The following is a 21,789-nucleotide window of genomic DNA, read 5'->3' as shown; positions in this document are numbered from 1 at the left end:
TAGCCTCACCCGAGTGGCAACCCCCCTCACCGACCCCGAGCAGCTCAAGGAGCTGCTGGGCATCCCGTTCACCCCGGAGCAGATGGCGTGCGTCACCGCACCCCTCGCGCCGGGCGTGATCGTGGCCGGGGCCGGGTCCGGGAAGACGACGGTGATGGCCGCGCGGGTGGTGTGGCTGACCGGCACCGGACAGGTGGCGCCCGAGCAGGTGCTGGGCCTGACCTTCACCAACAAGGCGGCGGGCGAGCTGTCCGAGCGGGTCCGCAGAGCCCTCGCGCGGGCCGGGATCACCGACCCCGACCCGGACCCGGCGGCGGAGGGCGACCCCGAACACCCGCCGGGCGACCCGCAGATCGCCACGTACCACTCCTTCGCCGGGCAGCTCCTGAAGGACCACGGGATGCGGATCGGCCTGGAGCCCGGCGCGCGGCTGCTCGCCGACGCCACCCGCTACCAGCTCGCCGCGAAGGTGCTGCGCCGCGCGCCGGGACCGTATCCGGCGCTCACCAAGGGCCTGCCCGCACTCGTCGGCGACCTGCTGGCGCTGGAAGGCGAACTGGCCGAGCACCTGGTGCCGGTCGAGCGGCTGACGGCGTACGACACGCGCCTGGCCGAGGAGCTGGCCGACATCGACCCGGCCACGCGCGGCTACGCCTGGGCGCGCGAGGTGAAGCAGGCGGTACGCGCCCGGCTCGACCTCGCCGGGCTCGCCGCCGACTACCGGGCCGAGAAGCGCTCCCGCGACCTGCTGGACTTCGGCGACCAGATCGCGCTGTCCGCGACGCTCGCGCAGGACAGGGCCGAGGTCGGCGCGATCCTGCGCGACCAGTACCGGGTGGTGCTGCTCGACGAGTACCAGGACACCTCCGTCGCCCAGCGGCTGCTGCTCGCCGGGCTGTTCGGCGGCGGCACCGGGCACGCCGTCACCGCCGTCGGCGACCCCTGCCAGGCCATCTACGGCTGGCGCGGCGCCTCCGTGGCCAACCTCGACGACTTCCCCCGGCACTTCGCCCACGCCGACGGCCGCCCCGCCGACCGCTACTCGCTCAGCGAGAACCGCCGCTCCGGCGGGCGCTTGCTCGACCTCGCCAACACCCTCGCCGTCGAACTGCGCGCCCGCCACGAAGGCGTCGAGGCCCTGCGGCCCGCCCCCGGCGCCGAACGCGACGGGCTGGTGCGCTGCGCCCTGCTGCCCACCCAGGACGACGAGACGGCCTGGCTCGCCGACTCCATCGCCCACCTGGTGCGCACCGGCACCCCCGCGGGCGAGATCGCCGTCCTGTGCCGTACGGCCGCGCACTTCGCCGACTTCCACGCCGCGCTCGTCGCCCGCGACATCCCCGTCGAGGTCGTCGGCCTGTCGGGGCTCCTGCACCTGCCCGAGGTCGCCGACCTCGTCGCCGTCTGCGAAGTCCTGCACGACCCCACCGCGAACGCCGCCCTCGTCCGCCTCCTCACCGGCCCCCGCTGGCGGATCGGCCCCCGCGACCTGGCCCTCCTCGGCCGTCGCGCCCGGCAGCTCGTGCGGTACGGGGCCGCGGGGGACGGGCGCGATCCGCTGGCGGCGGCCGTCGAGGGCGTCGACCCGGCGGAGGTGATCTCGCTGGCGGACGCGCTGGAGACATTCCTCGCATCGGCGTCCCCGGGGTCCGACGGGAGCGACGGCCCGGACGACGACCTGCCGTTCTCGCCCGAGGCACGGGTCCGCTTCGCCCGGATCGCCGCGGAGATAAGGGATCTGCGGCGCGCGCTCGCCGACCCGCTGATGGACGTGCTCCACCGGGTCCTGGCCGTCACCGGCCTCGAAGTCGAGCTGTCCGCGTCCCCGCACGCGCTCGCCGCCCGCCGCCGCGAGACCCTGCACTCCTTCCTCGACATCGCCGCGGGCTTCGCCGCCCTCGACGGCGAGGCCACGCTGCTGGCCTTCCTCGGCTTCCTGCACACCGCCATCCAGTACGAGAAGGGCCTCGACAGCTCGCTGCCCGGCGGCGAGAACACCGTCAAGGTGCTCACCGCCCACAAGTCCAAGGGCCTGGAGTGGGACGTCGTGGCCGTGCCGGGCCTGGTCGCCAAGGGCTTCCCGAGCGAACGCGGACGCGAGCTGTGGCCCGCCAACGCGAAAGTGCTGCCGCACGGGCTGCGCGGCGACGCGGCCACCCTCCCGGACGTGGCCGAATGGAGCCGCGCCGGGCTCGACGGCTTCCGCGCGGCCATGAAGGAACACCAGCGCGTGGAGGAGCTGCGCCTCGGCTACGTCACCTTCACCCGCCCGCGCTCCCTGCTGCTGGGCTCCGGCCACCGCTGGGGCCCCACCCAGAAGAAGCCGTTCGAGCCGTCCGCCTTCCTCGACGCCCTGCGCACCCACTGCGAGGCGGGCCACGGCGAGATCGAGCACTGGGCGGAGCCCCCGGCCGAGGACGAGCAGAATCCCGCCCTCGCCGCCCCCGTCGAGCCCCCCTGGCCGCTGCCCCTCGACCCGACCGCCCTGGAACGGCGGCGCCGGGCGGCGAAGACCGTCCTCACCTACCTGGAGTCCGGCGCGGGCTCCGAACGCGGCGCGGGCTCCGACCCCGGCGCGGATTCCCCGGCGCCGCTGCCGTACGAGCCGTCGTACGAGCCGGACGACCAGCCGGACGATCAGCCGGACGACGAGCCGCCGTACGACGACGTGGGTGACATGGACGACGCGGGTGACGTGGACGACATCGCGGACTGGGACGCGCTCCCCACCCAGCGCCCGCCGGTACGGGAGCCGGACGGCGTACGCGAGGACGTACCGGCGCGCGGCCCCGTGGCGCAGGACGCACCCGTACGTGAACCCGCACGGGACGCTGAACCCGGTCTCGTAGCGGAAGAGGCGCGGCTGGTGGCGTCCTGGGACCGGGACCTCGACGCGCTCGCCGACGAGCTGCGGCGGGCGCGGGCGGGCGTACGGGACGTGCCGCTGCCCGCCGCGCTCACCGCGACGCAGCTGCTGCGGCTGGCAGCCGACCCCGACGGTCTCGCCCGCGACCTGGCCCGGCCCATGCCGCGCCCCCCGGCGCCCGCCGCCCGGCGCGGCACCCGCTTCCACGCGTGGGTCGAGTCGCGGTTCGACGCCCGCCCGCTCTTCGGGCCCGAAGACCTCCCCGGCATCGAGGGCGACGACGACATCGCCGACGAACGCGACCTCGCCGCGCTCAAGGACGCCTTCCTGCGCGGTCCGTACGCCGACCGCACCCCGTACCGGGTCGAATTCCCCTTCCACCTGGTCCTGGCGGGCCGCGTGATCCGCGGCCGGATGGACGCGGTGTACCGGGACGGCGACCGCTACGAGATCCTCGACTGGAAGACCGGCCGCGCCACCGACGCCGACCCCCTCCAGCTCGCCGTCTACCGCCTGGCCTGGTCGGAGCACCAGGGCGTCCCGCTCGACCGCGTCACCGCCGCCTTCCTCCACATCCGCACGGCGACGGTCATCCGGCCGCCGGACCTGCCGGACCGGGAGGGTCTTGAGCGGCTGCTGGGCCCGACCGCGGGAAAGCGGGGCCCGACCGCGTAAATCGGGACCACCCCCGCCAAGCTAGGCTGCACGTATGTGCACGACCACCGGGAGTTGAAAGCAGCCTTGACCGGATTCGACGCTATGTCGCAACCGCTCGCCCTCACCCACGAGGGCGTCGACCGAGCCGCGCACCACCGCCTGGACGAGGCGTGGCTGGCCGCTGCCTGGAGCCACCCGACAACCCGCGTCTTCGTCGTCTCCGGCGGCCAGGTGCTGGTCGAGGACGGGCCCGACGGGCGTACGGCCCTGGTGATGACCCCCGCCTTCGACGCCCCGGAAACCGAGACGCACCGCTACTTCCTGGGCACGGCCCCGGACGGCGTGCGCTACTTCGCGCTCCAGAAGGACACCCTTCCCGGCCGGATGGACGAGGAGGCGCGTCCCGCGGGGCTGCGCGAGGTCGGCGGGCTGCTGTCGCCGCTGGAAGCCGGACTCATGGTGCACGCGGTGGCGCTGGAGAACTGGCAGCGGATGCACCGCTTCTGCTCCCGCTGCGGCGAGCGCACCGTCATCGCCGCCGCGGGCCACATCCGCCGCTGCCCCGCCTGCGGCGCCGAGCACTACCCGCGTACCGACCCGGCCGTGATCATGCTGGTCACCGACGAGGAGGACCGCGCCCTGCTCGGCCGCCAGGTCCACTGGCCCGAAGGCCGCTTCTCGACCCTCGCGGGCTTCGTGGAGCCCGGTGAGTCCATCGAGCAGTCCGTACGCCGCGAGGTCTTCGAGGAGGCGGGCGTCGTCGTCGGCGACGTCGAGTACGTCGCCAGCCAGCCCTGGCCCTTTCCCTCCAGCCTCATGCTGGGCTTCAACGCCCACGCCACCTCGTCGAAGATCACCGTCGACGGCGAGGAGATCCACGAGGCCCGCTGGTTCTCCCGCGAGGATCTGCGCGCCGCCTTCGAGTCCGGCGAAGTGCTGCCGCCCTTCGGCATCTCCATCGCCGCGCGGCTCATCGAGCTCTGGTACGGCAAGCCCCTGCCCCGCCCCGGCACCAACGCCTGAGCCCGCCGTGCCTCACGGCGACGACGGGCTCGTACGTACGGTGCGGGTCAGGCGCCGATCTTCTGCTTCACCTGCGCCAGCGACGGGTTGGTGAGGGTGGAGCCGTCGGGGAACAGCACGGTCGGCACCGTCTGGTTGCCGCCGTTCGCCTTCTCCACGAACTTCGCCGACTCCGCGTCCTCCTCGATGTTCACCTCGGTGTACGCGATGCCCTCGCGGTCCATCTGGCTCTTCAGCCGACGGCAGTAGCCACACCAGGTGGTGCTGTACATGGTCACGGTGCCCGACATCGCTTCTCGCTCCTCGTCGCCTGCGGGTGAAGGGGGTTCTGCGCCAGTAGAACACCATGGCGGGAGTGGGCATTCCGGGGGGCGGCCGGCCGGCCGCGAGGGGGTTACGGGGCGGGGTGCGCGGCGGGTTTCGCGTGCGGCTGTGGATAACTTCGCCGGGGTGTCGGTCGGACCTGGCAGAGTGGCGGGGTGACTGCGACAACCCACGAATCGCTCTTTCCCGCGCAACCCGACTCCGCGGACGCGGTGCTCGCCGGACTCGACCCCGAGCAGCGCGCCGTCGCGACGGCGCTGCACGGGCCGGTGTGCGTGCTGGCGGGGGCCGGTACGGGCAAGACCCGGGCGATCACGCACCGGATCGCGTACGGGGTGCGGGCCGGAATCCTGCAACCCGCGAGCGTGCTCGCGGTGACCTTCACCGCGCGCGCCGCGGGGGAGATGCGGGGGCGGCTGCGGCAGCTCGGCGCGGGCGGTGTGCAGGCACGGACGTTCCACTCCGCGGCACTGCGGCAGCTCCAGTACTTCTGGCCGCGGGCGATCGGCGGGGAGATCCCGCGGCTGGTGGAGCGCAAGGTGCAACTGGTGGCGGAGGCGGGAGCCCGCTGCCGGATCAGGCTGGACCGCAACGAACTGCGCGATGTCACCGGCGAGATCGAGTGGTGCAAGGTCACGCAGACGGTGCCGGAGGAGTACGCGGCCGCGGCGGCCAAGACCGGCCGTGACGTGCCGCGCGACCCGGCCGAGGTGGCGAAGATCTACACCACGTACGAACAGCTCAAGCGGGACCGCGGGGTGATCGACTTCGAGGACGTGCTGCTGCTGACCGTCGGGGTGCTCCAGGACCGGCCGGACGTGGCGGACACCGTGCGGTCGCAGTACCAGCACTTCGTGGTGGACGAGTACCAGGACGTCAGCCCGCTCCAGCAGCGGCTGCTGGAGCTGTGGCTCGGCGGCCGGGACGACCTGTGCGTGGTCGGCGACGCCTCGCAGACCATCTACTCCTTCACCGGCGCCACCCCGGACTTCCTGCTCGGCTTCCGCTCCCGGCACCCCGACGCGACCGTGGTCAAGCTGGTCCGCGACTACCGCTCCACCCCCCAGGTCGTCGGCCTCGCCAACGGCCTGCTCGGCAAGGCCCGCGGCCAGGCCGCCGCCCACCGGCTGGAACTGATCTCGCAGCGCGAGGCCGGACCCGAGCCGGTGTACTCCGAGTACGCGGACGAACCCGCGGAGGCCGAGGGCGCCGCGCGCCGGATCAAGGAGCTGATCGCCTCCGGCGTACGCCCCAGCGAGATCGCCGTCCTCTATCGGATCAACGCCCAGTCCGAGGTCTACGAGCAGGCGCTGGCCGACGCCGGGGTGCCGTACCAGCTCCGCGGCGCGGAACGCTTCTTCGAACGGCCGGAGGTGCGCGAGGCCGGGCTGCTGCTGCGCGGCGCCGCCCGCGCGTCCACCGACCCGGAAGAGGCCGACAACACCGTGCCGCAGCAGGTGCGCGCGGTGCTCAGCTCCCGCGGCTGGTCCTCAGAGCCGCCGGCCGGCTCCGGGGCGGTACGGGACCGCTGGGAGTCGCTGGCCGCGCTGGTGCGACTGTCGGAGGACTTCGCGGCGGCCCGGCGGGACGCCACCCTCTCGGACTTCGTCGCGGAGCTGGACGAGCGGGCCAACGCGCAGCACGCCCCGACCGTCGAGGGCGTCACGCTCGGCTCGCTGCACGCCGCCAAGGGCCTGGAGTGGGACGCGGTCTTCCTGGTCGGCCTCACCGAGGGCACGCTGCCGATCACCTACGCCAAGACCGACGAGCAGGTCGAGGAGGAGCGGCGGCTGCTGTACGTCGGGGTGACCAGGGCCCGGCTGCACCTGTCGCTGTCCTGGGCGCTGTCCCGCTCACCCGGCGGGCGCGGCGGGCGCAGGCCCTCGCGCTTCCTGGACGGGCTGCGCCCCGGCTCCGCGCCGCGCGGCGCACGCGGCGCGGGCGGCAGCGGCGGCGCGGAGCGCGGCTCCGGCGGTCGCAAGCGGCGCGGCCCGGTGCTGTGCCGGGTCTGCGGCCGGACGCTGTCCGAGGCGGGCGAGATCAAACTGATGCGCTGCGAGGACTGCCCCTCGGATCTCGACGAGGCGCTGTACGAACGGCTGCGCGAGTGGCGGATGGAACAGGCCAAGGCGCTCGGCCAGCCCGCGTACTGCGTCTTCACCGACAAGACGTTGCTGGCCATCGCCGAGGTCAGGCCGGGCGGCGAGGCGGAGTTGTCGCAGATCGCGGGGGTCGGCGCGCGGAAACTCGACAAGTTCGGCGCGGACGTTCTGGCGCTGTGCGCGGGGGAGGAACCGGGCGGAAACGAGGCCGCCGAAGGATCTTCCGAAGAAACTGAAGAAGAGGCGGAAAAATAGTTTGCGCATCCCGAGGAAGTCCCCATAGCCTTCGGGAGCACGGTCGAGAGCGGCTCTTCCAAGAGCGGGTCTGATCGTGATGTACTAGCAGTCCGTTCCATCCGCACTACGACGCCGAGAGGAGGCGAGCCCAATGATCAGCATCATGGCCACCGTGAAAATGACCGATCGTTCGGTCGTCGCCACCTGCCCGCTCGGCGTTTCGCCGCGTGCCACCCGTCTGTCCTCCGCCCTGCTCCCGGTTCTGCCGATCCGTGAGCGGAACGAGCGACCGATGCAGGCGCCCGCGGCAGCGGTAGCGGCGAAGGTTCTGGCGCATGCCTCTGCCTTCGCGGCGGCGGCCAACGGCGCCGGCGCTGGTACCGCCAAGGCTGCGATTGAGGCCAAGGGCGCTATCGACGGCTTCGCCAGCGGCGGCTTCGCCAATGGCAATGGACAGCAGAAGACGCAGCAGTACGGCAAGTGGGCCTTCCGCGGGCTCGAACCCTGGAGTGATCCAGCCTGATAACGCATCAGGTCGGCGCCTCAGGGCCGCGGAATCCCAGACCGGGATCCGCGGCCCTTCTGTTTTCTCTCCAGACAGAAAGCTTGTTCCGCAGGACAGGCAGAAACAGAAAACCGGCCCACCGGCCGGACCGACAGACGAGGAACGAACCAACCGTGCCTACCGCCCAGCACGCCCCGTCCGGACCCCAGCCCGACCTGAACCGCTCGCCCGCAGAAGCACACCACGACCCGGAGACTCCCTTGCTGCCCCTCACCGAGCTCGACGACGAGATCGAGCGACTCGGCGTGCCCGTCCCCTGCCGCACCTACGACCCGGAGGTCTTCTTCGCCGAGTCGCCGGCGGACGTCGAGTACGCGAAGTCCCTGTGCCAGACCTGTCCCGTCCGCGAGGCCTGCCTCGCCGGGGCCAAGGACCGCCGCGAGCCCTGGGGTGTCTGGGGCGGCGAGCTGTTCATCCAGGGTGTAGTCGTGCCCCGCAAGCGGCCCCGTGGCCGTCCGCGCAAGGACGCGGTCGCGGTATGACCGCCAGGAGGACCCGGCCGACCCGGAACGTCAGGAAGGCCCGCACCACCCGAAGCGCCACCACGGCGCATCTGCCCGGAACGATTGACCGCCCACTCACGCTCGACCCGAAGAATCAGGCCCCGATGAACCCCACACTCACCGAGATCCCCGCAGCCCGTACTTCCGACGCCCCCGCGTCGTACCAGAACAGGAACCTCGAAATGCAACTCATGCCAGAAGCACTGGCGCGTGCCCATATGCAACAGCGCCTGTACGAGGCCGAACACGAACGAAGGTCCGTGCGGCTGCTCGCCGCCCGCCGACTCCAGCGCCGTGCCGAACGCGCCTCGCTCCGTGCCCGCCGGGCACTGGCGATGGCCGTCATGCAGTAACCAGTCAGGCAGTTACCAACATTTGACGCGGGGCCGGTCCGAAAGGACCGGCCCCGCGGTGCGTTACGGCGACAAACGCGGCGCATGCGGAGGTATCGTCAACCAGTGGATCAGAAGAACTCTCAGACCACGACCACGACCACGTGCGCCCGCTGCGGCGAGACCCACGATGGCCTGCCGCTGACGTGGACCTGCTCCGTCGAGAACGGACACCGCGTGTACTTCTGCGTCACGTGCGCGCGCCAGCACCTCCGCAGCATCGAGAGCCGCCTCGACTCCGCGTGGTGGTAGCGCGGCTCCCAACCGCCCGGCCGCCCCAGCACCCAGCCTTCAGCGCCAGCCGTCCGCCGCCCGGCGTCCGTGCCCGCTCAGGCCGACTCCGCCGTGCCCTCGGGGTCGAAGCCGGGGAGCCACGCGTTGAGCTCGTCGCGGAGCCGGACCGTCGCGCCGAGCTGGCACAGCACCCCGACGGTGCTGAGGGTGACGCGGTGGATCAGCAGATAGGAGGGCGGCAGATTGAGCTGCTTGCCGAGCTGGTGCGCGGGTGAGCGCGGGTCGGCGATCCGGGCCGCCTGAGCGCGCATCCACGCCCGGTCGAAGGTGAACTCCTCGCGCCCGGCCGGCTCGATGATCGGCCGCAGATAGTCCAGCACGGCCTCGGCGTCCAGCTTGATCGTCGGCTTCACGAAACCCTCCTGGCGGAGCATCGCGTAGACCTCGTCGGCGTCGCTCTCCAGGGCCAGCCGCAGGGCGGTGCCGATCGGCAGCGGCAGCCCCTCCGGCAGCCGGTCGACGGTGCCGAAGTCCAGCACGCCCAGCCGCCAGCCCTCGGCGGGCCCGTCGTCGACCAGCAGCCGGAAATTCCCCGGATGCGGATCGGCGTGCAGCAGCCCGGTGCGGGCGGGCCCGGCGAACAGGAAGTGCGCCAGGAGCTGCCCCGCGCGGTCCCGCATCTCCTGACTGCCCCCGGAGATCACCTCCGACATCGGCACGCCGTCCATCCACTCGGTGACCAGCACCTCGTCGGCCTGGTGCACCACATCCGGCACGTGGACGTCCGGGTCCTCGGCGAACTCCTCCGCGTGCGCGTGCTGCGCCCTGGCCTCCAGGGCGTAGTCCAGCTCCTCCTCGACCCGCTCGCGCAACTCCACCAGCAGCGGCTTCACGTCCACCCCCGGCACCAGCGGCCCGAACAGCCGTGCCACCCGGCCCAGTTGCGTCAGGTCGGACAGCAGCGCGTCGCCCGCCCCCGGATACTGGACCTTCACCGCGACCTTGCGCCCGTCGCTCCACACCGCCCGGTGCACCTGGCCGATCGACGCGGCGGCGGCCGGGGTGTCCTCGAACTCGCTGAACAGTGAGCGCCAGTCCTTGCCCAGCCGCTCCGCCAGCACCTTGTGCACGGTGCGGGCGGGCATCGGCGGGGCGGCCTCCTGGAGCTTGGTGAGCGCCGCCCGGTAGGGCCCGGCGATGTCCTCCGGCAGCGCCGACTCGAAGACCGACAGGGCCTGGCCGAACTTCATGGCCCCGCCCTTCAGCTCGCCGAGCACCTTGAAGAGCTGTTCCGCGGTCCGCTCCTGCAACTCGGTCGCGACCTCGTCGGCCGGTCTGCCCCCCAGCCGCTTTCCCAGTCCGAGCGTGGCCCGTCCGGCGAACCCGAGAGGGAGCGCCGCCAGCTTCGCGGTACGGGTCACAGCCTTGCGCGGAAGATCAGACATGCGCCCCTCATTTCCCGTCGGTCACATGGCCATTGTGCCCCCCGCCACCGGCGCCCCGTCCCAGCGAGCACCGGTTGTCGTCGGCTCCGCCGCTTTGCCCCCGTCTGCGTCGCCCCAGGTGTCCCGGCCGTCCCGCGTCCCGCGGGCGGTCCCGGCACCGCACCCGCAGCGGCTGTCACCGGGCAGCGCCCTGACCTTGGTGGTGAGCCGGGACAGCGACATCTCCACCCGGCCGCCTACCCCCGGCGCCACCCGTCCATCCAGGTGCGCCAGCACGTGTCCGGCCGCCAGCCCGGCCACCGAGGTGGCCAGCGCGATGTCGCAGGCGGGCACCGCGGGCTGCCGCCCCGACCTGAGCTGGGCCAGCATCCGGGGCCAGGCCGGGTCCTCGTCGGCCAGCCGCAGCCCCAGGCACTCCCCGCACGCCGTCCGCCCCGGCAGCACCAGCGGACCGACCACGCCCGTCCCCTCGACCACACCCGTGTAGAGATGCGGCACCCCGGAGGCGACCAGCCGCCGGGACTCGCCCGGATCCGGTGCCCAGGCGTCCAGCCCGTCCCTCGGCGCGATCACCACCACCGTGGCGCCGGGTCTGCCGCGCTCGCCCGGCGTCGTACGCGGCCCCGGCGCCGCCCGCCGTACCGCGCCACGGGCCGCCGCGTCCCGCCGGTCCCCGATGTGGTCGGCCGGGATGCCGCAGGGGCCGGTGTCCCACGGCTCGACGCGACCGCTGTCCAGCACGTCCACCGAGCCCACCCCGGCCGCCGACAGCACCGAGGCCACGGCGGCGCCGACCCGCCCGGCCCCGTGCACCCGCACCCGTGCCGCCCTGCGGTGCCGTATCCGGCCCGCCGCCCCGCCGGGACCCGGGTGGACCACCGAGAGTGCCGCCAGATCGGGTCTCAGCCGGTCCAGGGCCGCCGCCCGGTGCCGTACCGCCTCCGCCAGCGCGCCGTGCGCCGCCGCGTCGTCCAGCACGCCGCCCTCGGCGAGCAGCCCCAGCAGCCGTCTGACCTGCGCGGGCCCGAGGCCCAGCGCACCCGCGTCACGGGTCAGCGTGTCGGCGCCGCGCGTGCCGTCGAGCAGGTCGAGAAAACCGGCCGCCGCGCCGTCGACCGGCTCCAGCACCACCGCGTGCGCCGGGTCCACCCCGAACTGCACGCTCTCCCTGTCCCGCCAACTGCGGCGCAGCGCGCTCTTGAGCATGGGACGCATGACCGTCACCCCCGTCCATCCGTTCACTCGATCCACCGGGAGGTCCACCAGGACGTCCACCAGAAGGTCCACCGGGAGAGCCGCCCACCGGCCAGCCCGTCCCGTCCATCCGGCCCGCCCGGCGAAATTCCCCATTCCGACTTCCCTCGTCACTCTCCGTAAGCGACAGAACTCAGCATGCCATTTCCCGGCGAAACTCCCGGAGAGTTATCCACAGGTTGTGGGGGATAGTCGTTCAATATGCGTATGAAGCGAGGTGATTCCCATGCGAACCGGCCGGGAGACGGGACTTCCCGGACACGCAGCGGGTAACGTCGAAGGCGTGTCCGCCGATCCAGCGCGTAGCCTCTCCAGCCAGCCCGCAAGCGGCCTACGGACCAATGCGGTGGAAGTACGCCGCAGTGCCCGCAGGCGCCGAACGGTTTCGGCATATCGCGACGGCGACCGAACTGTCGTGCTGATTCCGGCCCGAATGTCGGCGGCCGAGGAGCAGCGCTGGGTGACCACGATGCTGGAGAAGCTGGCGGCGCAGGAGAGCCGCCGGATGCCCGGCGACGACGAGCTGGCCGCCCGCGCGGAACGGCTGTCCGAGCAGTATCTGCTCGGCCGGGCCGTGCCCGACACGGTCCGCTGGGTCACCAACCAGAATTCCCGCTGGGGCTCGTGCACGCCCTCCGAGGGCAGCATCCGCCTGTCGCACCGCCTCCAGGGGATGCCCGAGTACGTCATCGACTACGTGCTGCTGCACGAGCTGGCGCACCTGCTCGTGCCGGGACACGGCCCGAGCTTCTGGCGACTGCTGGAGAGCTATCCGCGCACCGAGCGCGCCCGCGGCTTCCTGGAGGGCGTCGTGGCGGCCGATCGGCTGCCGCATCCGCCCGGTTCCCGCGAGGAATAGCCGCTGTCGGCACGACCGGTTAGCCTGTCGCCACGTCGGCGCGGCAGCACAAGCGCCGCATCGCGAGCGCAGCAATGAGGGGATGGGGGACGGTCGTATCCATGGCCAGGGAATTCCAGCGTGGCCACAAGGCCAAGATCAGTGATCTGACGGCGGGGACGGATCTGTATGTCGGTGTACAGATCTCCGGCCCCGGCCTGACCTTCGACATCAGTTGTTTCGGGCTCGACGACAAGGAACAACTGTCGGACGACCGTTACTTCATCTTCTTCAACCAGCCCAAGTCGCCCGAGGAGTCGATCCAGCTCCTCGGCGCGCAGTCCGGCGACACCGAGTCCTTCCGTGTCACTCTCGACCGCATACCGGCGAACGTGCACAAGCTGGCCTTCACCGCGACGATCGACGGCAACGGGCAGATGTCGCAGGTCGCCCCCGGTTATCTGCGGCTCGTCGCGGGCGGTGAGGAAGTCGCGCGGTACGCCTTCACCGGCGCGGAATTCACCACCGAACGCGCCGTGATGGTCGCGGACATCTATCTCAAGGACGTGTGGCGTTTCGCCGCCGTCGGCCAGGGCTTCGACGGCGGGCTCGACGCGCTGCTGCGGAATTTCGGCGGCGAGGTCGCCGAGGACGAGCCCGCCGCGCCCGAGCAGGCCGCGGCCCCCGGTTTCGCGCCGCCCGGCGCCGTACCCGGCTTCGCACCCCCGCCCGGCCCCGCGGCGGCCCCCGCTCCGGCCTTCGGAGCACCCGCGCCGGCCGCCCCCGTACCGCCCCCGGCTCCCGCGCCCGCCTTCGGCGCGCCTCCCGGCCCGCCCGCCGCGCCCGCGCCGCAGGGCTTCGCGCCGCCGCCCGGCAACCCCGGCCTCCACCAGGCGCCCACCATGGTCGCGCCCCTGACCGCGCCGCCCGGCCAGGCCCCGCCGGGACAGCCGCCCTTCGGCCAGGTCCCGCCGCCCGGCGCGCCCCCCGCCGCCCCCGGATTCGGCGGTCAGCCGCCCTTCGGCCAGGTGCCGGGCCAGCCGGGTCCCCCCGGCCCGCCCGGCGGCGGCTACGCGGCCCCCGCCGTCCCCGCGCAGAACGCGGGCCTCGCCGCCGCCATGCAGAAGTACCGCGAGACGCCCACCGGCCAGCGCTGGACGCAGCAGAATCCGAAGATGATGCGCGCCGACCTCGGCCAGGGCGGCGGCCAGCCGGTCCTCGCCCGCCAGGGCAGCATGGTGCTCTACCAGGGCAAAGTCGATTTCGGCTACAAGGGTGCCGGTTTCACCGGCCGCATCGTCGGCAACGCCACGGGCCAGGAGATGCAGCTCATGCGCTGCACCGGCGGCGGCCAGGTCTTCTTCGCGGAGAACGCCGCCTATCTGCACCCCATCGAGCTCCAGGGCGACGCCATCTGCGTCTCGGCGGAGAATGTGCTGGCCTTCGACGAATCCCTCCAGCACGAGGTGCGCAGGATCGAGGGCCACGGCATCCCCGGCGGCGCCCTGTTCACCATGCAGTTCCAGGGCACCGGCACGGTCATCGTGAAGACGCACGGCACCCCCGTCGTGCTGCCCGTCACCCCGACCACCTACGCGGACAGCAACGCGATCGTCGCCTGGTCGGCCGCCTCGCAGGTGATCGTCTCCAGCCAGGTACGGCTGCGCAGGACCGCGTATCCCGGCCACAGCGGCGAGACCGTGAACCTCCAGTTCCGCGGCGCCCCCGGTAATTTCATCGTCGTCCAGCCCTACGAGGTGTGACCCGCCATGGACCAGCAGATGATCGCGGGCTACGCACCGGCACCGGTGGCCGCCCGGATGGAGAACCACGGCTCGTCGATGCTCAAGGTCGCCATGGTGACCGGCCAGGACCTCTTCGCGCGCACCGGCTCGATGGTCGCCTACGAGGGCTTCGTGCAGTACGAGCCCAACCCGCCCGCCGTACGGCAGATGGCCTCGGCCTGGCTGACCGGCGAGAGCGCCCCGCTGATGAAGTGCAGCGGTGACGGCCTGCTCTACCTCGCCGACTACGGCGCCGACGTGGTCTGTCTCAATCTCAACAACGAGTCGGTCTCCGTCAACGGCACGAATCTGCTCGCCTTCGACGCGCACCTCACCTGGGGTGTCGAGCGGGTCAAGGGGCTGGCCAAATTCGCCGGTCAGGGCCTGTTCAACGTCGGGGTCAGCGGTCAGGGCTGGGTCGCGGTGACCTCGCGCGGCACGCCGATCGTGGTCGACTGCGGCAGCGGCGCCGACGAGACCTACGTCGACCCGGACGCGCTCGTCGCCTGGTCGTCGGGGCTGAAGATGAAGGCCAAGCGCAGCTTCAGGGCCGGGGCGCTGATCGGCCGCGGCAGCGGGGAGGCCTTCCAGATCGCCTTCTCCGGCCAGGGCTTCGTGGTCGTCCAGCCCAGCGAGGACAGCACTGACCGTCTCCGGATCCGGGGCTGAGGGGGAGCGACACCATCATGCAGAGCCCGCTTTTCGCATTCACCGAGGTCCAGAACCAGGACCACTACACCCTGCAGAATTCCTACCTCCTGCGGGTCCGCCTCGACGGCAACACCGGCCCCGACTGCCTGGCCCGCAAGGGCTCGATGGTCGCCTACCAGGGCATGATCGAATTCGACGGCGAGTACCAGTCGCAGGGCCAGCGCGGCGCCCGCCGCCACACCGGCGAGGGCCTCGACCTGATGCGCTGCTCCGGGCAGGGCACCGTCTACCTCGCCAACCTCGCCCAGCAGATCCACATCCTGGACGTCGACCACGAGGGCCTGACCGTCGACAGCGCGTACGTCCTCGCGCTCGACTCCGGGCTGCACTGGGACGTGATCGCGGTGGACAGCCAGTTCGGCCTGTCCGGCACGGGCGCGTACAACCTCAACATCTCGGGGCAGGGCAAGGTCGCCCTGATGACGTCGGGCAAGCCGCTGCTGATGCCGGTCACGCCCGACAAGTACGTGTCCTGCGACGCGGACGCCGTCGTCGCCTGGTCGACCAGCCTGCGCGTCCAGATGCAGGCGCAGACCAGCAGCTCCTCCGTCTTCCGCCGCCGCGGCAACACCGGCGAGGGCTGGGAGCTGAACTTCGTCGGCCAGGGATACGTCCTGGTCCAGCCCAGCGAGCTGATGCCGCCGCAGAACGCGGTGATCGGCCAGGGCGTACGCGCCCAGTACGGCATGGGCCCGCAGGGCCACGGTCAGAACCAGGGCAACATCTGGTCCAACTGACCTCGCCGTACGAGAGCCGCCGACCTCGTCGTACGAACGCCGTGAAAAGCCGCACAAAAGAGGTGGCCGTTCAGGACCCGGGTCCTGAACGGCCACCTCTTTCCGGCCGGTGTCAGGCGCTCCGCGTCAGCGCGCGTATCCGGCCCAGCAGCGCCTGTACGGAGCTGTCGGCGACCGCCGCGACCTCGTCGTAGCCGAACCAGCGCAGATCCAGCGACTCGTCGCTGATCGCCTCGACGGCGCCCTCGGGGGCGACGACCGCGTACTGCACGTCCAGATGCCACGCGCAGGGCGTACGGTGCCGGTCCAGAGCCACCGGCTCGGGCCGCAGCAGGCCGAGACCGGCGATCCCGGACTCCTCCGCGCTCTCCCGCAGCGCCGCCCCGGCCAGGGTGGTGTCCTGCGGCTCGCAGTGGCCGCCGGTCTGGAGCCACAGGCGCAGCTTGGCGTGCAGCGTCAGCAGGGCGCGCTCGCGCGGCGGGTCGACCACCAGCGCGCTCGCCGTGATGTGCCCGTCGGCGCACGCCTTCCACATGCCGTCGGGATACGCCGCCAGGTGCGCCAGATACTCCTCGCGCAGCCGCTCCTGCCCCTCGTCGGGCGCACTCCACCGCTCCAGGACGCCGACCGCGTCCGCGTGCAGAAGGCTCACTTGCCGGAGTCGCCGTCCTCGTCGGGGTTCTCGCCCTTGTCGGCCGCGTCGCCGGGCGCCTCGGGCTTGCGGTCGCCGCCGCTCGCGGCCTCGCCGAGCATCTTGTCCAGCTCGGAGAAGTCGACGCCCTCGCTGTGCACGAAGCCGTCCGGGTCGTCCAGGTCGGCGGCGGTCGGCAGCATGTCGGGGTGCGCCCACAGGCCGTCGCGGCCGTCGACACCGCGGGCGTCGGTCAGCGAGGCCCACAGCCGGGAGGCGTCCCGCAGCCTGCGGGGCCGCAGCTCAAGACCGATCAGGGTGGCGAAGGTCTGCTCGGCGGGACCGCCGGTGGCGCGGCGGCGGCGCAGCGTCTCGCGCAGCGCGCCCGCGGACGGCAGGTGCGGGGCGGCGGCCTCGTGCACGACCGCGTCCACCCAGCCCTCGACGAGCGCGAGGGCCGTCTCCAGGCGGGCCAGCGCCGCCTTCTGCGCCGGGGTGTCCTCGGGCTGGAACATGCCCTGCTGAAGCGCTTCCTGAAGCTGCTCGGGCTGCGAGGGGTCGAGCTGCCCCACCGCCTCCTCCAGCCGCGCGGTGTCGACCTTGATCCCGCGCGCGTAACCCTCCACGGCGCCGAACAGATGCGCGCGCAGCCACGGCACGTGCGCGAAGAGCCGCTGGTGGGCGCTCTCGCGCAGCGCCAGGTAGAGCCGCACCTCCTCCTGCGGGACGCCCAGGCCCTCGCCGAAGGCGGTCACATTCGCGGGGAGCAGCGCCGCCTTGCCCGCCGGGCCCAGGGGCAGGCCGACATCGGTGGAGCCGACGACCTCACCGGCCAGGGTGCCGAGCGCCTGCCCGATCTGGGAGCCGAACATCGCGCCGCCCATCGAGCGCATCATCCCGATCAGCGGGCCGGACATGGCCTGCATCTCCTCGGGCAGCACATCGCCCATCGCCCCGGCGACGCGCTCGGCGACCGGGTCGACCAGCTCCTTCCACACCGGAAGCGTCGCCTCGACCCACTCCGCGCGGCTCCAGGCCACCGCGGAGCCGGACCCGGACGGCAGCGAGGTGGCGCTGTCCAGCCACAGATCCGCCAGCCGTACGGCCTCCTCGACCCACGAGCGGTCGGCGCGGCCGACGGTCGCGTCCTTGACGCCGTCCTGGGTGCCCTGGGCGACCGTCTGGCGGGCGATGTCCTTGGCCATGTCCCAGTTCACCGGGCCGCCGTCGTAGGACAGCATCTGGCCGAGCTGCTGGAAGGCGGCCCCCAGGTCGTTGGGGTTGAGCGAGCCGAACATCGCCGCGAACGGGTTGTCGCCGGCGGCGCCGCCGCCGACGCCACCGAAGCCGAACGGGTTCGGCGCTCCGCCCTGGCCCCCTTCGCCCTTGTTCTTCCGGCCGTCGTCCCCGTCCTCGGGCTCCTCGGGAGGGACGCCGAATCCGAATGGGTTGTCACTCACGGGATTCCTCGGCTCTGTGTTGTGATGGGCTGGGGTTGTGTCGGGCTCGGTGTACGGGCAGTACCTCCAGCCTAGACACGTGTCAGGCAGGATGGCTGCGTACCGACGTCACGCCGATGGCGTGCGCCAGCCGCACCCGTACTTGAAACAACCGTGGGAGACACCCGGTGAGTTCCCCAGAAGGACACGTTCGCCCAGAGCGGAGCGCGGGCAGGGCCGCGTCGGGACCGGTGGTCGCGATCACCGGCGCCGCGTCCGGCGTGGGCCGCCAGCTGGCGCTCAGGCTCGTGGAATCCGACCAGGTCAAGAAGGTCGTGGCGATCGACGAACGGCGCGGTGACGTGCCCGGTGCGACGTGGCGGGTGCTCGACGTGCGGGACCCGGTCATCGCCGACAAATTGCGCGGCGCGGACGTCGTCGTCCACCTCGCGCTCGACCTGGACCTGGAATCCGACGCCAAGGCGCGGTCCGCGTTCAATGTGCGCGGTACGCAGACCGTACTGACCGCCGCCGCTGCCGCGGGCGTGCACCGCGTGGTGCTGTGCACCTCGGCGATGGTCTACGGCGCCCAGGCCGACAACGACGTGCCGCTCGCCGAGGACGCCCCGCTGCGGGCCACCTCGGAGGCCAGCTTCGTGGACGACCTGCTGGAGATCGAACGGCTCGGCCGCCGCGCCCCGCGCGCCCACCCCGGCCTCAATGTGACGGTTCTGCGCCCTGCCGTCCTGGTCGGCGGCACGGACACCGCGCTGACCCGCTACTTCGAGTCGCCGCGGCTGCTGGTGGTGGCGGGCAGCAGGCCGTGCTGGCAGTTCTGCCACGTCGAGGACCTGGTGTCGGCGCTGGAGTACGCCGTCCTGGAGAAGGTCGACGGCGAGATGGCGGTGGGCTGCGACGGCTGGCTGGAGCAGGAGGAGATCGAGGAGCTGACCGGGATCCGGCGCATGGAGCTGCCCGCGGCCATCGCCTTCGGCGCCGCCGCCCGGCTGCACCGCCTCGGCCTGACCCCGTCGCCCGCGGGGGACCTCGCGTACACGATGCACCCGTGGGTGGTCAGCGGCAGCCGCCTGCACGAGGCGGGCTGGCGCCCGCAGTGGTCCAACGAGGAGGTGCTGGCCGAGCTGCTCGCCGAGGTCGAGGGCCGCAATTCGCTCGCGGGCCGCAGGCTCGGCCGCAAGGACGCCACGACGCTGGGCGCGGCGGGCGCCACGGTCGCGCTGGTCGGTACGGCGGCGCTGGTGCGCAGGGCCCGCAAGCGGCGCGGCCTCTAGATCCGAAGGCGTGTCCGTCGCCCCGCGGCAGTGGAAGCCGCTTTCCGTATCGCGGGCATATGAGGCAGCATGTGCCGCATGGCATCCACGCACGGCGAACACGCCGCCCCCGCCGACCGCGCCCGGGCCGCCGACGGTCCGATCCGGCTGCTCGCGATCCGCGACACCCCGCTGTCGCTGGACGAGGTCTTCGCCTCGGTCGGCGACGACGCGGCCGGCGGCACGGCGCTGTTCGTCGGGACGGTACGCGACCACGACGGCGGTTCGGCCGCCGAGGTCACCGGTCTGGCGTACTCGGCGCACCCCAGCGCGGAGGCCGAACTGCGCGGGATCGCCGAGAAGATCGCCGCCGACTACCCGGTACGCGCGCTGGCCGCCGTCCACCGGGTGGGTGAACTGCGGGTCGGCGACATCGCGGTGATCGTCGCCGTCTCCTGCCCGCACCGCGGCGAGGCGTTCGAGGCCAGCCGCCGCTTCATCGACGACCTCAAGAGCGAGGTCCCGATCTGGAAGCACCAGACGTTCACCGACGGCACCGAGGAATGGGTCGGCGTCTAGGGCCTGTCCGGCGGATCGTGAGCGACGCGCGGGGGCGTAACCCCGTACCCCACCGGGCCGTTGGTGCACAGAGCGGTTAATCTGCTCATACGTCCGTTTTGGTGTACATGGGGTCGGGAGTTCGACGTGGCAGCACTCGCTTGGTTGCTCATTCCGTTGGTCGCCGCGGTGTTCGCCGCGGTCTGGGCACGCTGGGCGTCGCACACCCGCACCACCGGGGACGGCGCGTCGCTCGCCGGGTACGAGCGGTTCCGGCAGGCCATGCAGGCCGAGTCGGCGGAGAAGCCGGACACCGAGACGGTCTGAGGACCGGGCACCGGGACGGCAGAACAGGCGCCGCACGGCCGCGTACCCGTCCGGACTCACCCCGCGGGCCGGTTGTCCGGCGGTTCCCGTAGGGTCGTGCCATGCCACGCCGCACCGCGACGCTGCTCGCCTCGACACTGACGCTGATAGCGCTGCTGTGCATCGCGCTGCTGGCTCCCGCACCGTACTCGGAGATGTCGCCGGGACCGACGGTGAACACGCTCGGGAGCTACGACGGCGAAATGGTCATCCAGATCGGCGGCCACAAGACGTACGCGACGTCGGGTCACCTCAACATGACCACCGTGCGGGTCACCGGCGCCGACTACTCCATGAACCTGGTGGAGTCCCTGCTCGGCTGGGCGCGGCGGGACGACAAGGTCGTGGAGCACGACACGCTGTACCCGAAGGGGCAGACGGCCCAGGAGGCCGACCAGCAGAACGCCGAGGAGTTCAGCCAGTCACAGGACAGCGCCAAGTACGCGGCGCTGACCTCGCTGAAGATCCCCGTGCCCTCACGGGTGATCGTCGCGGCCGTCGTCAGCGGCGGGGCGTCCGAGGGCGAACTGCACGCGGGCGATGTGATCAAGGCCGTCGACGGCACCGCGATCACCAAGGCCGACCAGGTCGCGGGCCTGGTCACCAAGCACAAGCCGGGCGAGAAGGTGGTCTTCACGATCATCCCGGCCGCCGACGCGAAGAAGAAGCTGGACACCACGCGGAAGGTGACCATCACCACCCGCGCCTCGGACGACGGCGGCCCGTCGCGCGCCGTGGTCGGCATCCAGGCGGGCGTCGAGCACCTGTACCCGTTCACCATCGACATCAAGCTCGCCGACGTCGGCGGACCCAGCGCGGGCATGATGTTCGCGCTCGGCATCATCGACAAGCTGACGCCCGACGACCTGACCGGCGGCAAGTTCGTCGCGGGCACCGGCACCATCGACGACAACGGCAAGGTCGGACCGATCGGCGGCATCAGCCTGAAGACGATCGGCGCGCGCGACAAGGGCGCGCAGTTCTTCCTCACCCCGGCCGACAACTGCGAAGAGGCCGCCAAGAGCATCCCCTCGGGCCTCACCCTGGTGAAGGTGAAGACCCTCGACGACGCCTTGGCGGCGCTGAAGGACATCAAGTCGGGCAACGACGCGGCGCTGCCGAGCTGCAAGAGCTGAGACCGGCTCGGTCCCGGTCAGCTCAGACCCGGTCAGCTCAGGTCGGTTCAGCCCGGCGGCGCCACCGGGCGCTCAGACCTCGAAGGTCGCCGACAGCGCCTCCGCCAGACCCGGCACCAGATCGGAACCGGTCAGCACCTCGGTCGGCGTGTCCTTGGCCCGCAGCCGTACGGCCGACTCCCGCGCGCCGTCCCGCAGCACCGCGACCGTCATCCGCACCTCCTGGCGCTGTGGGTGCGCCGCCACCCACGTGGCCAGCGAGGCGTCGTCCAGGCCCTCGGGGATGGCCGCCTCGGCGGCGGGCGGCAGCATCAGCCGCTCCACGGTCAGCGCGCAGCCCGCGATCACCTCGGGCCACGCGATCGTCGCCAGGAACTCGTCGAGCGCCGTGCCGGACGGCAGCTCGTCCTGCTCGATCGGGGTCAGCGACCCCGTCTCGTTCGTCTCGGTCAGGCCGAGTTGATCGGCGAGGCCGGGTTCCTGCGTACGGAGCTGCGCGGTGTCGACAAGGGCGAACAGCCGTGCGGGCCGGTCCCAGCCGAGGCCGGACGCGTACTCGTCGATTTCCAGTACGGCACGGGTCAGCGGGCTCGCCGCGAGCGGTGCACCATCGGTCGCATTGTTGGACATGGTCAGTATCCTGCCTCTTCCCTTGCCGGAATCGGGAACCGGCCAAAGCGTAGGTAAGTTGCACCAGTGGGAGTCCGACCCGGGAC

Annotated in this window: 21 protein-coding genes; 15 read left to right on the top strand and 6 right to left on the bottom strand. The window is 72.3% G+C overall.

All coding sequences use genetic code 11. The features are described from left to right. Positions 1-13: 13 nt before the first annotated feature. Both ACFY9V_RS16000 and nudC read left to right on the top strand, forming a co-directional pair. Entirely contained in the window at positions 14-3,541 is a 3,528-nt protein-coding gene (locus ACFY9V_RS16000) for a UvrD-helicase domain-containing protein (protein WP_391161631.1), read from the top strand. 84 nt (positions 3,542-3,625) lie between these two features. Then, positions 3,626-4,546, top strand: coding sequence for an NAD(+) diphosphatase (gene nudC / locus ACFY9V_RS15995; protein ID WP_391044313.1), 921 nt, complete (start codon positions 3,626-3,628; stop codon positions 4,544-4,546). A 47-nt stretch (positions 4,547-4,593) separates the two neighbouring features. Here the strand turns inward: nudC and ACFY9V_RS15990 are convergent, their stop codons facing one another. Then, positions 4,594-4,836 carry a mycoredoxin gene (locus ACFY9V_RS15990; protein WP_355348671.1) on the bottom strand — a complete coding sequence of 81 codons (243 nt, stop codon included), beginning with the start codon at positions 4,834-4,836 and terminating at the stop codon, positions 4,594-4,596. A gap of 189 nt (positions 4,837-5,025) precedes the next feature. On the opposite strand from ACFY9V_RS15990, the gene ACFY9V_RS15985 reads away from it, so the two are divergent. From ACFY9V_RS15985 to ACFY9V_RS15965, 5 genes are all read left to right on the top strand, one after another. Next, a complete protein-coding gene (locus ACFY9V_RS15985; RefSeq protein WP_391161630.1) occupies positions 5,026-7,227 on the top strand; it encodes a UvrD-helicase domain-containing protein in 2,202 nt (733 codons plus the stop codon). A gap of 133 nt (positions 7,228-7,360) precedes the next feature. After that, positions 7,361-7,732, top strand: a complete 372-nt coding sequence (locus ACFY9V_RS15980) for a hypothetical protein (protein ID WP_391161629.1) — start codon at positions 7,361-7,363, stop codon at positions 7,730-7,732. 155 nt (positions 7,733-7,887) lie between these two features. Continuing rightward, positions 7,888-8,256: a WhiB family transcriptional regulator gene (locus ACFY9V_RS15975; RefSeq protein ID WP_391044318.1), complete on the top strand. Its 369-nt coding sequence runs from the start codon at positions 7,888-7,890 to the stop codon at positions 8,254-8,256. A gap of 125 nt (positions 8,257-8,381) precedes the next feature. Then, the gene (locus ACFY9V_RS15970; protein WP_188283322.1) at positions 8,382-8,630 is read left to right on the top strand and encodes a hypothetical protein; all 249 of its coding nucleotides are present in this window, start codon (positions 8,382-8,384) and stop codon (positions 8,628-8,630) included. Positions 8,631-8,735: 105 nt separating this feature from the next. Further along, complete coding sequence (locus ACFY9V_RS15965; protein WP_223187396.1) at positions 8,736-8,921, top strand: hypothetical protein; 186 nt, start codon at positions 8,736-8,738, stop codon at positions 8,919-8,921. A 77-nt stretch (positions 8,922-8,998) separates the two neighbouring features. On the opposite strand, the gene ACFY9V_RS15960 is transcribed toward ACFY9V_RS15965, so the two are convergent. Both ACFY9V_RS15960 and ACFY9V_RS15955 read right to left on the bottom strand, forming a co-directional pair. Then, positions 8,999-10,348 carry an AarF/ABC1/UbiB kinase family protein gene (locus ACFY9V_RS15960; RefSeq protein WP_355348681.1) on the bottom strand — a complete coding sequence of 450 codons (1,350 nt, stop codon included), beginning with the start codon at positions 10,346-10,348 and terminating at the stop codon, positions 8,999-9,001. A 21-nt stretch (positions 10,349-10,369) separates the two neighbouring features. Continuing rightward, positions 10,370-11,563: a ThiF family adenylyltransferase gene (locus ACFY9V_RS15955; protein ID WP_391161626.1), complete on the bottom strand. Its 1,194-nt coding sequence runs from the start codon at positions 11,561-11,563 to the stop codon at positions 10,370-10,372. Between the two features lie 265 nt (positions 11,564-11,828). Between ACFY9V_RS15955 and ACFY9V_RS15950 the strand changes: the two genes are divergently transcribed. From ACFY9V_RS15950 to ACFY9V_RS15935, 4 genes are all read left to right on the top strand, one after another. Then, entirely contained in the window at positions 11,829-12,461 is a 633-nt protein-coding gene (locus tag ACFY9V_RS15950) for a M48 family metallopeptidase (RefSeq protein WP_355348687.1), read from the top strand. A gap of 101 nt (positions 12,462-12,562) precedes the next feature. Next, positions 12,563-14,203, top strand: coding sequence for a TerD family protein (locus ACFY9V_RS15945; protein ID WP_355348690.1), 1,641 nt, complete (start codon positions 12,563-12,565; stop codon positions 14,201-14,203). Between the two features lie 6 nt (positions 14,204-14,209). Beyond that, positions 14,210-14,893: an AIM24 family protein gene (locus tag ACFY9V_RS15940; RefSeq protein WP_188285752.1), complete on the top strand. Its 684-nt coding sequence runs from the start codon at positions 14,210-14,212 to the stop codon at positions 14,891-14,893. Positions 14,894-14,910: 17 nt separating this feature from the next. Next, positions 14,911-15,672: an AIM24 family protein gene (locus ACFY9V_RS15935; RefSeq protein ID WP_355348694.1), complete on the top strand. Its 762-nt coding sequence runs from the start codon at positions 14,911-14,913 to the stop codon at positions 15,670-15,672. Positions 15,673-15,784: 112 nt separating this feature from the next. Here ACFY9V_RS15935 and ACFY9V_RS15930 read toward each other — a convergent pair whose 3' ends face one another. Both ACFY9V_RS15930 and ACFY9V_RS15925 read right to left on the bottom strand, forming a co-directional pair. Then, on the bottom strand, positions 15,785-16,324 hold the full coding sequence (locus ACFY9V_RS15930; RefSeq protein WP_355347398.1) for an NUDIX hydrolase: 540 nt from the start codon (positions 16,322-16,324) through the stop codon (positions 15,785-15,787). Continuing rightward, the gene (locus ACFY9V_RS15925) at positions 16,321-17,763 is read right to left on the bottom strand and encodes a zinc-dependent metalloprotease (RefSeq protein WP_355347395.1); all 1,443 of its coding nucleotides are present in this window, start codon (positions 17,761-17,763) and stop codon (positions 16,321-16,323) included. The genes ACFY9V_RS15930 and ACFY9V_RS15925 overlap by 4 nt, the downstream gene beginning before the upstream one ends. A 167-nt stretch (positions 17,764-17,930) precedes the next feature. Here ACFY9V_RS15925 and ACFY9V_RS15920 point away from each other — a divergent pair, with 167 nt between their 5' ends. From ACFY9V_RS15920 to ACFY9V_RS15905, 4 genes are all read left to right on the top strand, one after another. Then, the gene (locus ACFY9V_RS15920) at positions 17,931-19,034 is read left to right on the top strand and encodes an SDR family oxidoreductase (RefSeq protein WP_355347392.1); all 1,104 of its coding nucleotides are present in this window, start codon (positions 17,931-17,933) and stop codon (positions 19,032-19,034) included. A 78-nt stretch (positions 19,035-19,112) separates the two neighbouring features. Next, on the top strand, positions 19,113-19,592 hold the full coding sequence (locus tag ACFY9V_RS15915) for a molybdenum cofactor biosynthesis protein MoaE (RefSeq protein WP_355347389.1): 480 nt from the start codon (positions 19,113-19,115) through the stop codon (positions 19,590-19,592). Positions 19,593-19,718: 126 nt separating this feature from the next. Beyond that, entirely contained in the window at positions 19,719-19,898 is a 180-nt protein-coding gene (locus tag ACFY9V_RS15910) for a hypothetical protein (protein ID WP_355347386.1), read from the top strand. A gap of 101 nt (positions 19,899-19,999) precedes the next feature. Further along, positions 20,000-21,073, top strand: coding sequence for a S16 family serine protease (locus ACFY9V_RS15905; RefSeq protein ID WP_355347383.1), 1,074 nt, complete (start codon positions 20,000-20,002; stop codon positions 21,071-21,073). 72 nt (positions 21,074-21,145) lie between these two features. Here the strand turns inward: ACFY9V_RS15905 and ACFY9V_RS15900 are convergent, their stop codons facing one another. Then, the gene (locus ACFY9V_RS15900; RefSeq protein WP_355347380.1) at positions 21,146-21,703 is read right to left on the bottom strand and encodes a PPA1309 family protein; all 558 of its coding nucleotides are present in this window, start codon (positions 21,701-21,703) and stop codon (positions 21,146-21,148) included. Between the last annotated feature and the right edge of the window lie 86 nt (positions 21,704-21,789).

Origin of the sequence: Streptomyces sp. NPDC008317, assembly GCF_042955955.1 — a bacterium.
Taxonomy (GTDB): Bacteria; Actinomycetota; Actinomycetes; order Streptomycetales; family Streptomycetaceae; genus Actinacidiphila.
This window is presented reverse-complemented; position numbering and strand designations above follow the sequence as displayed.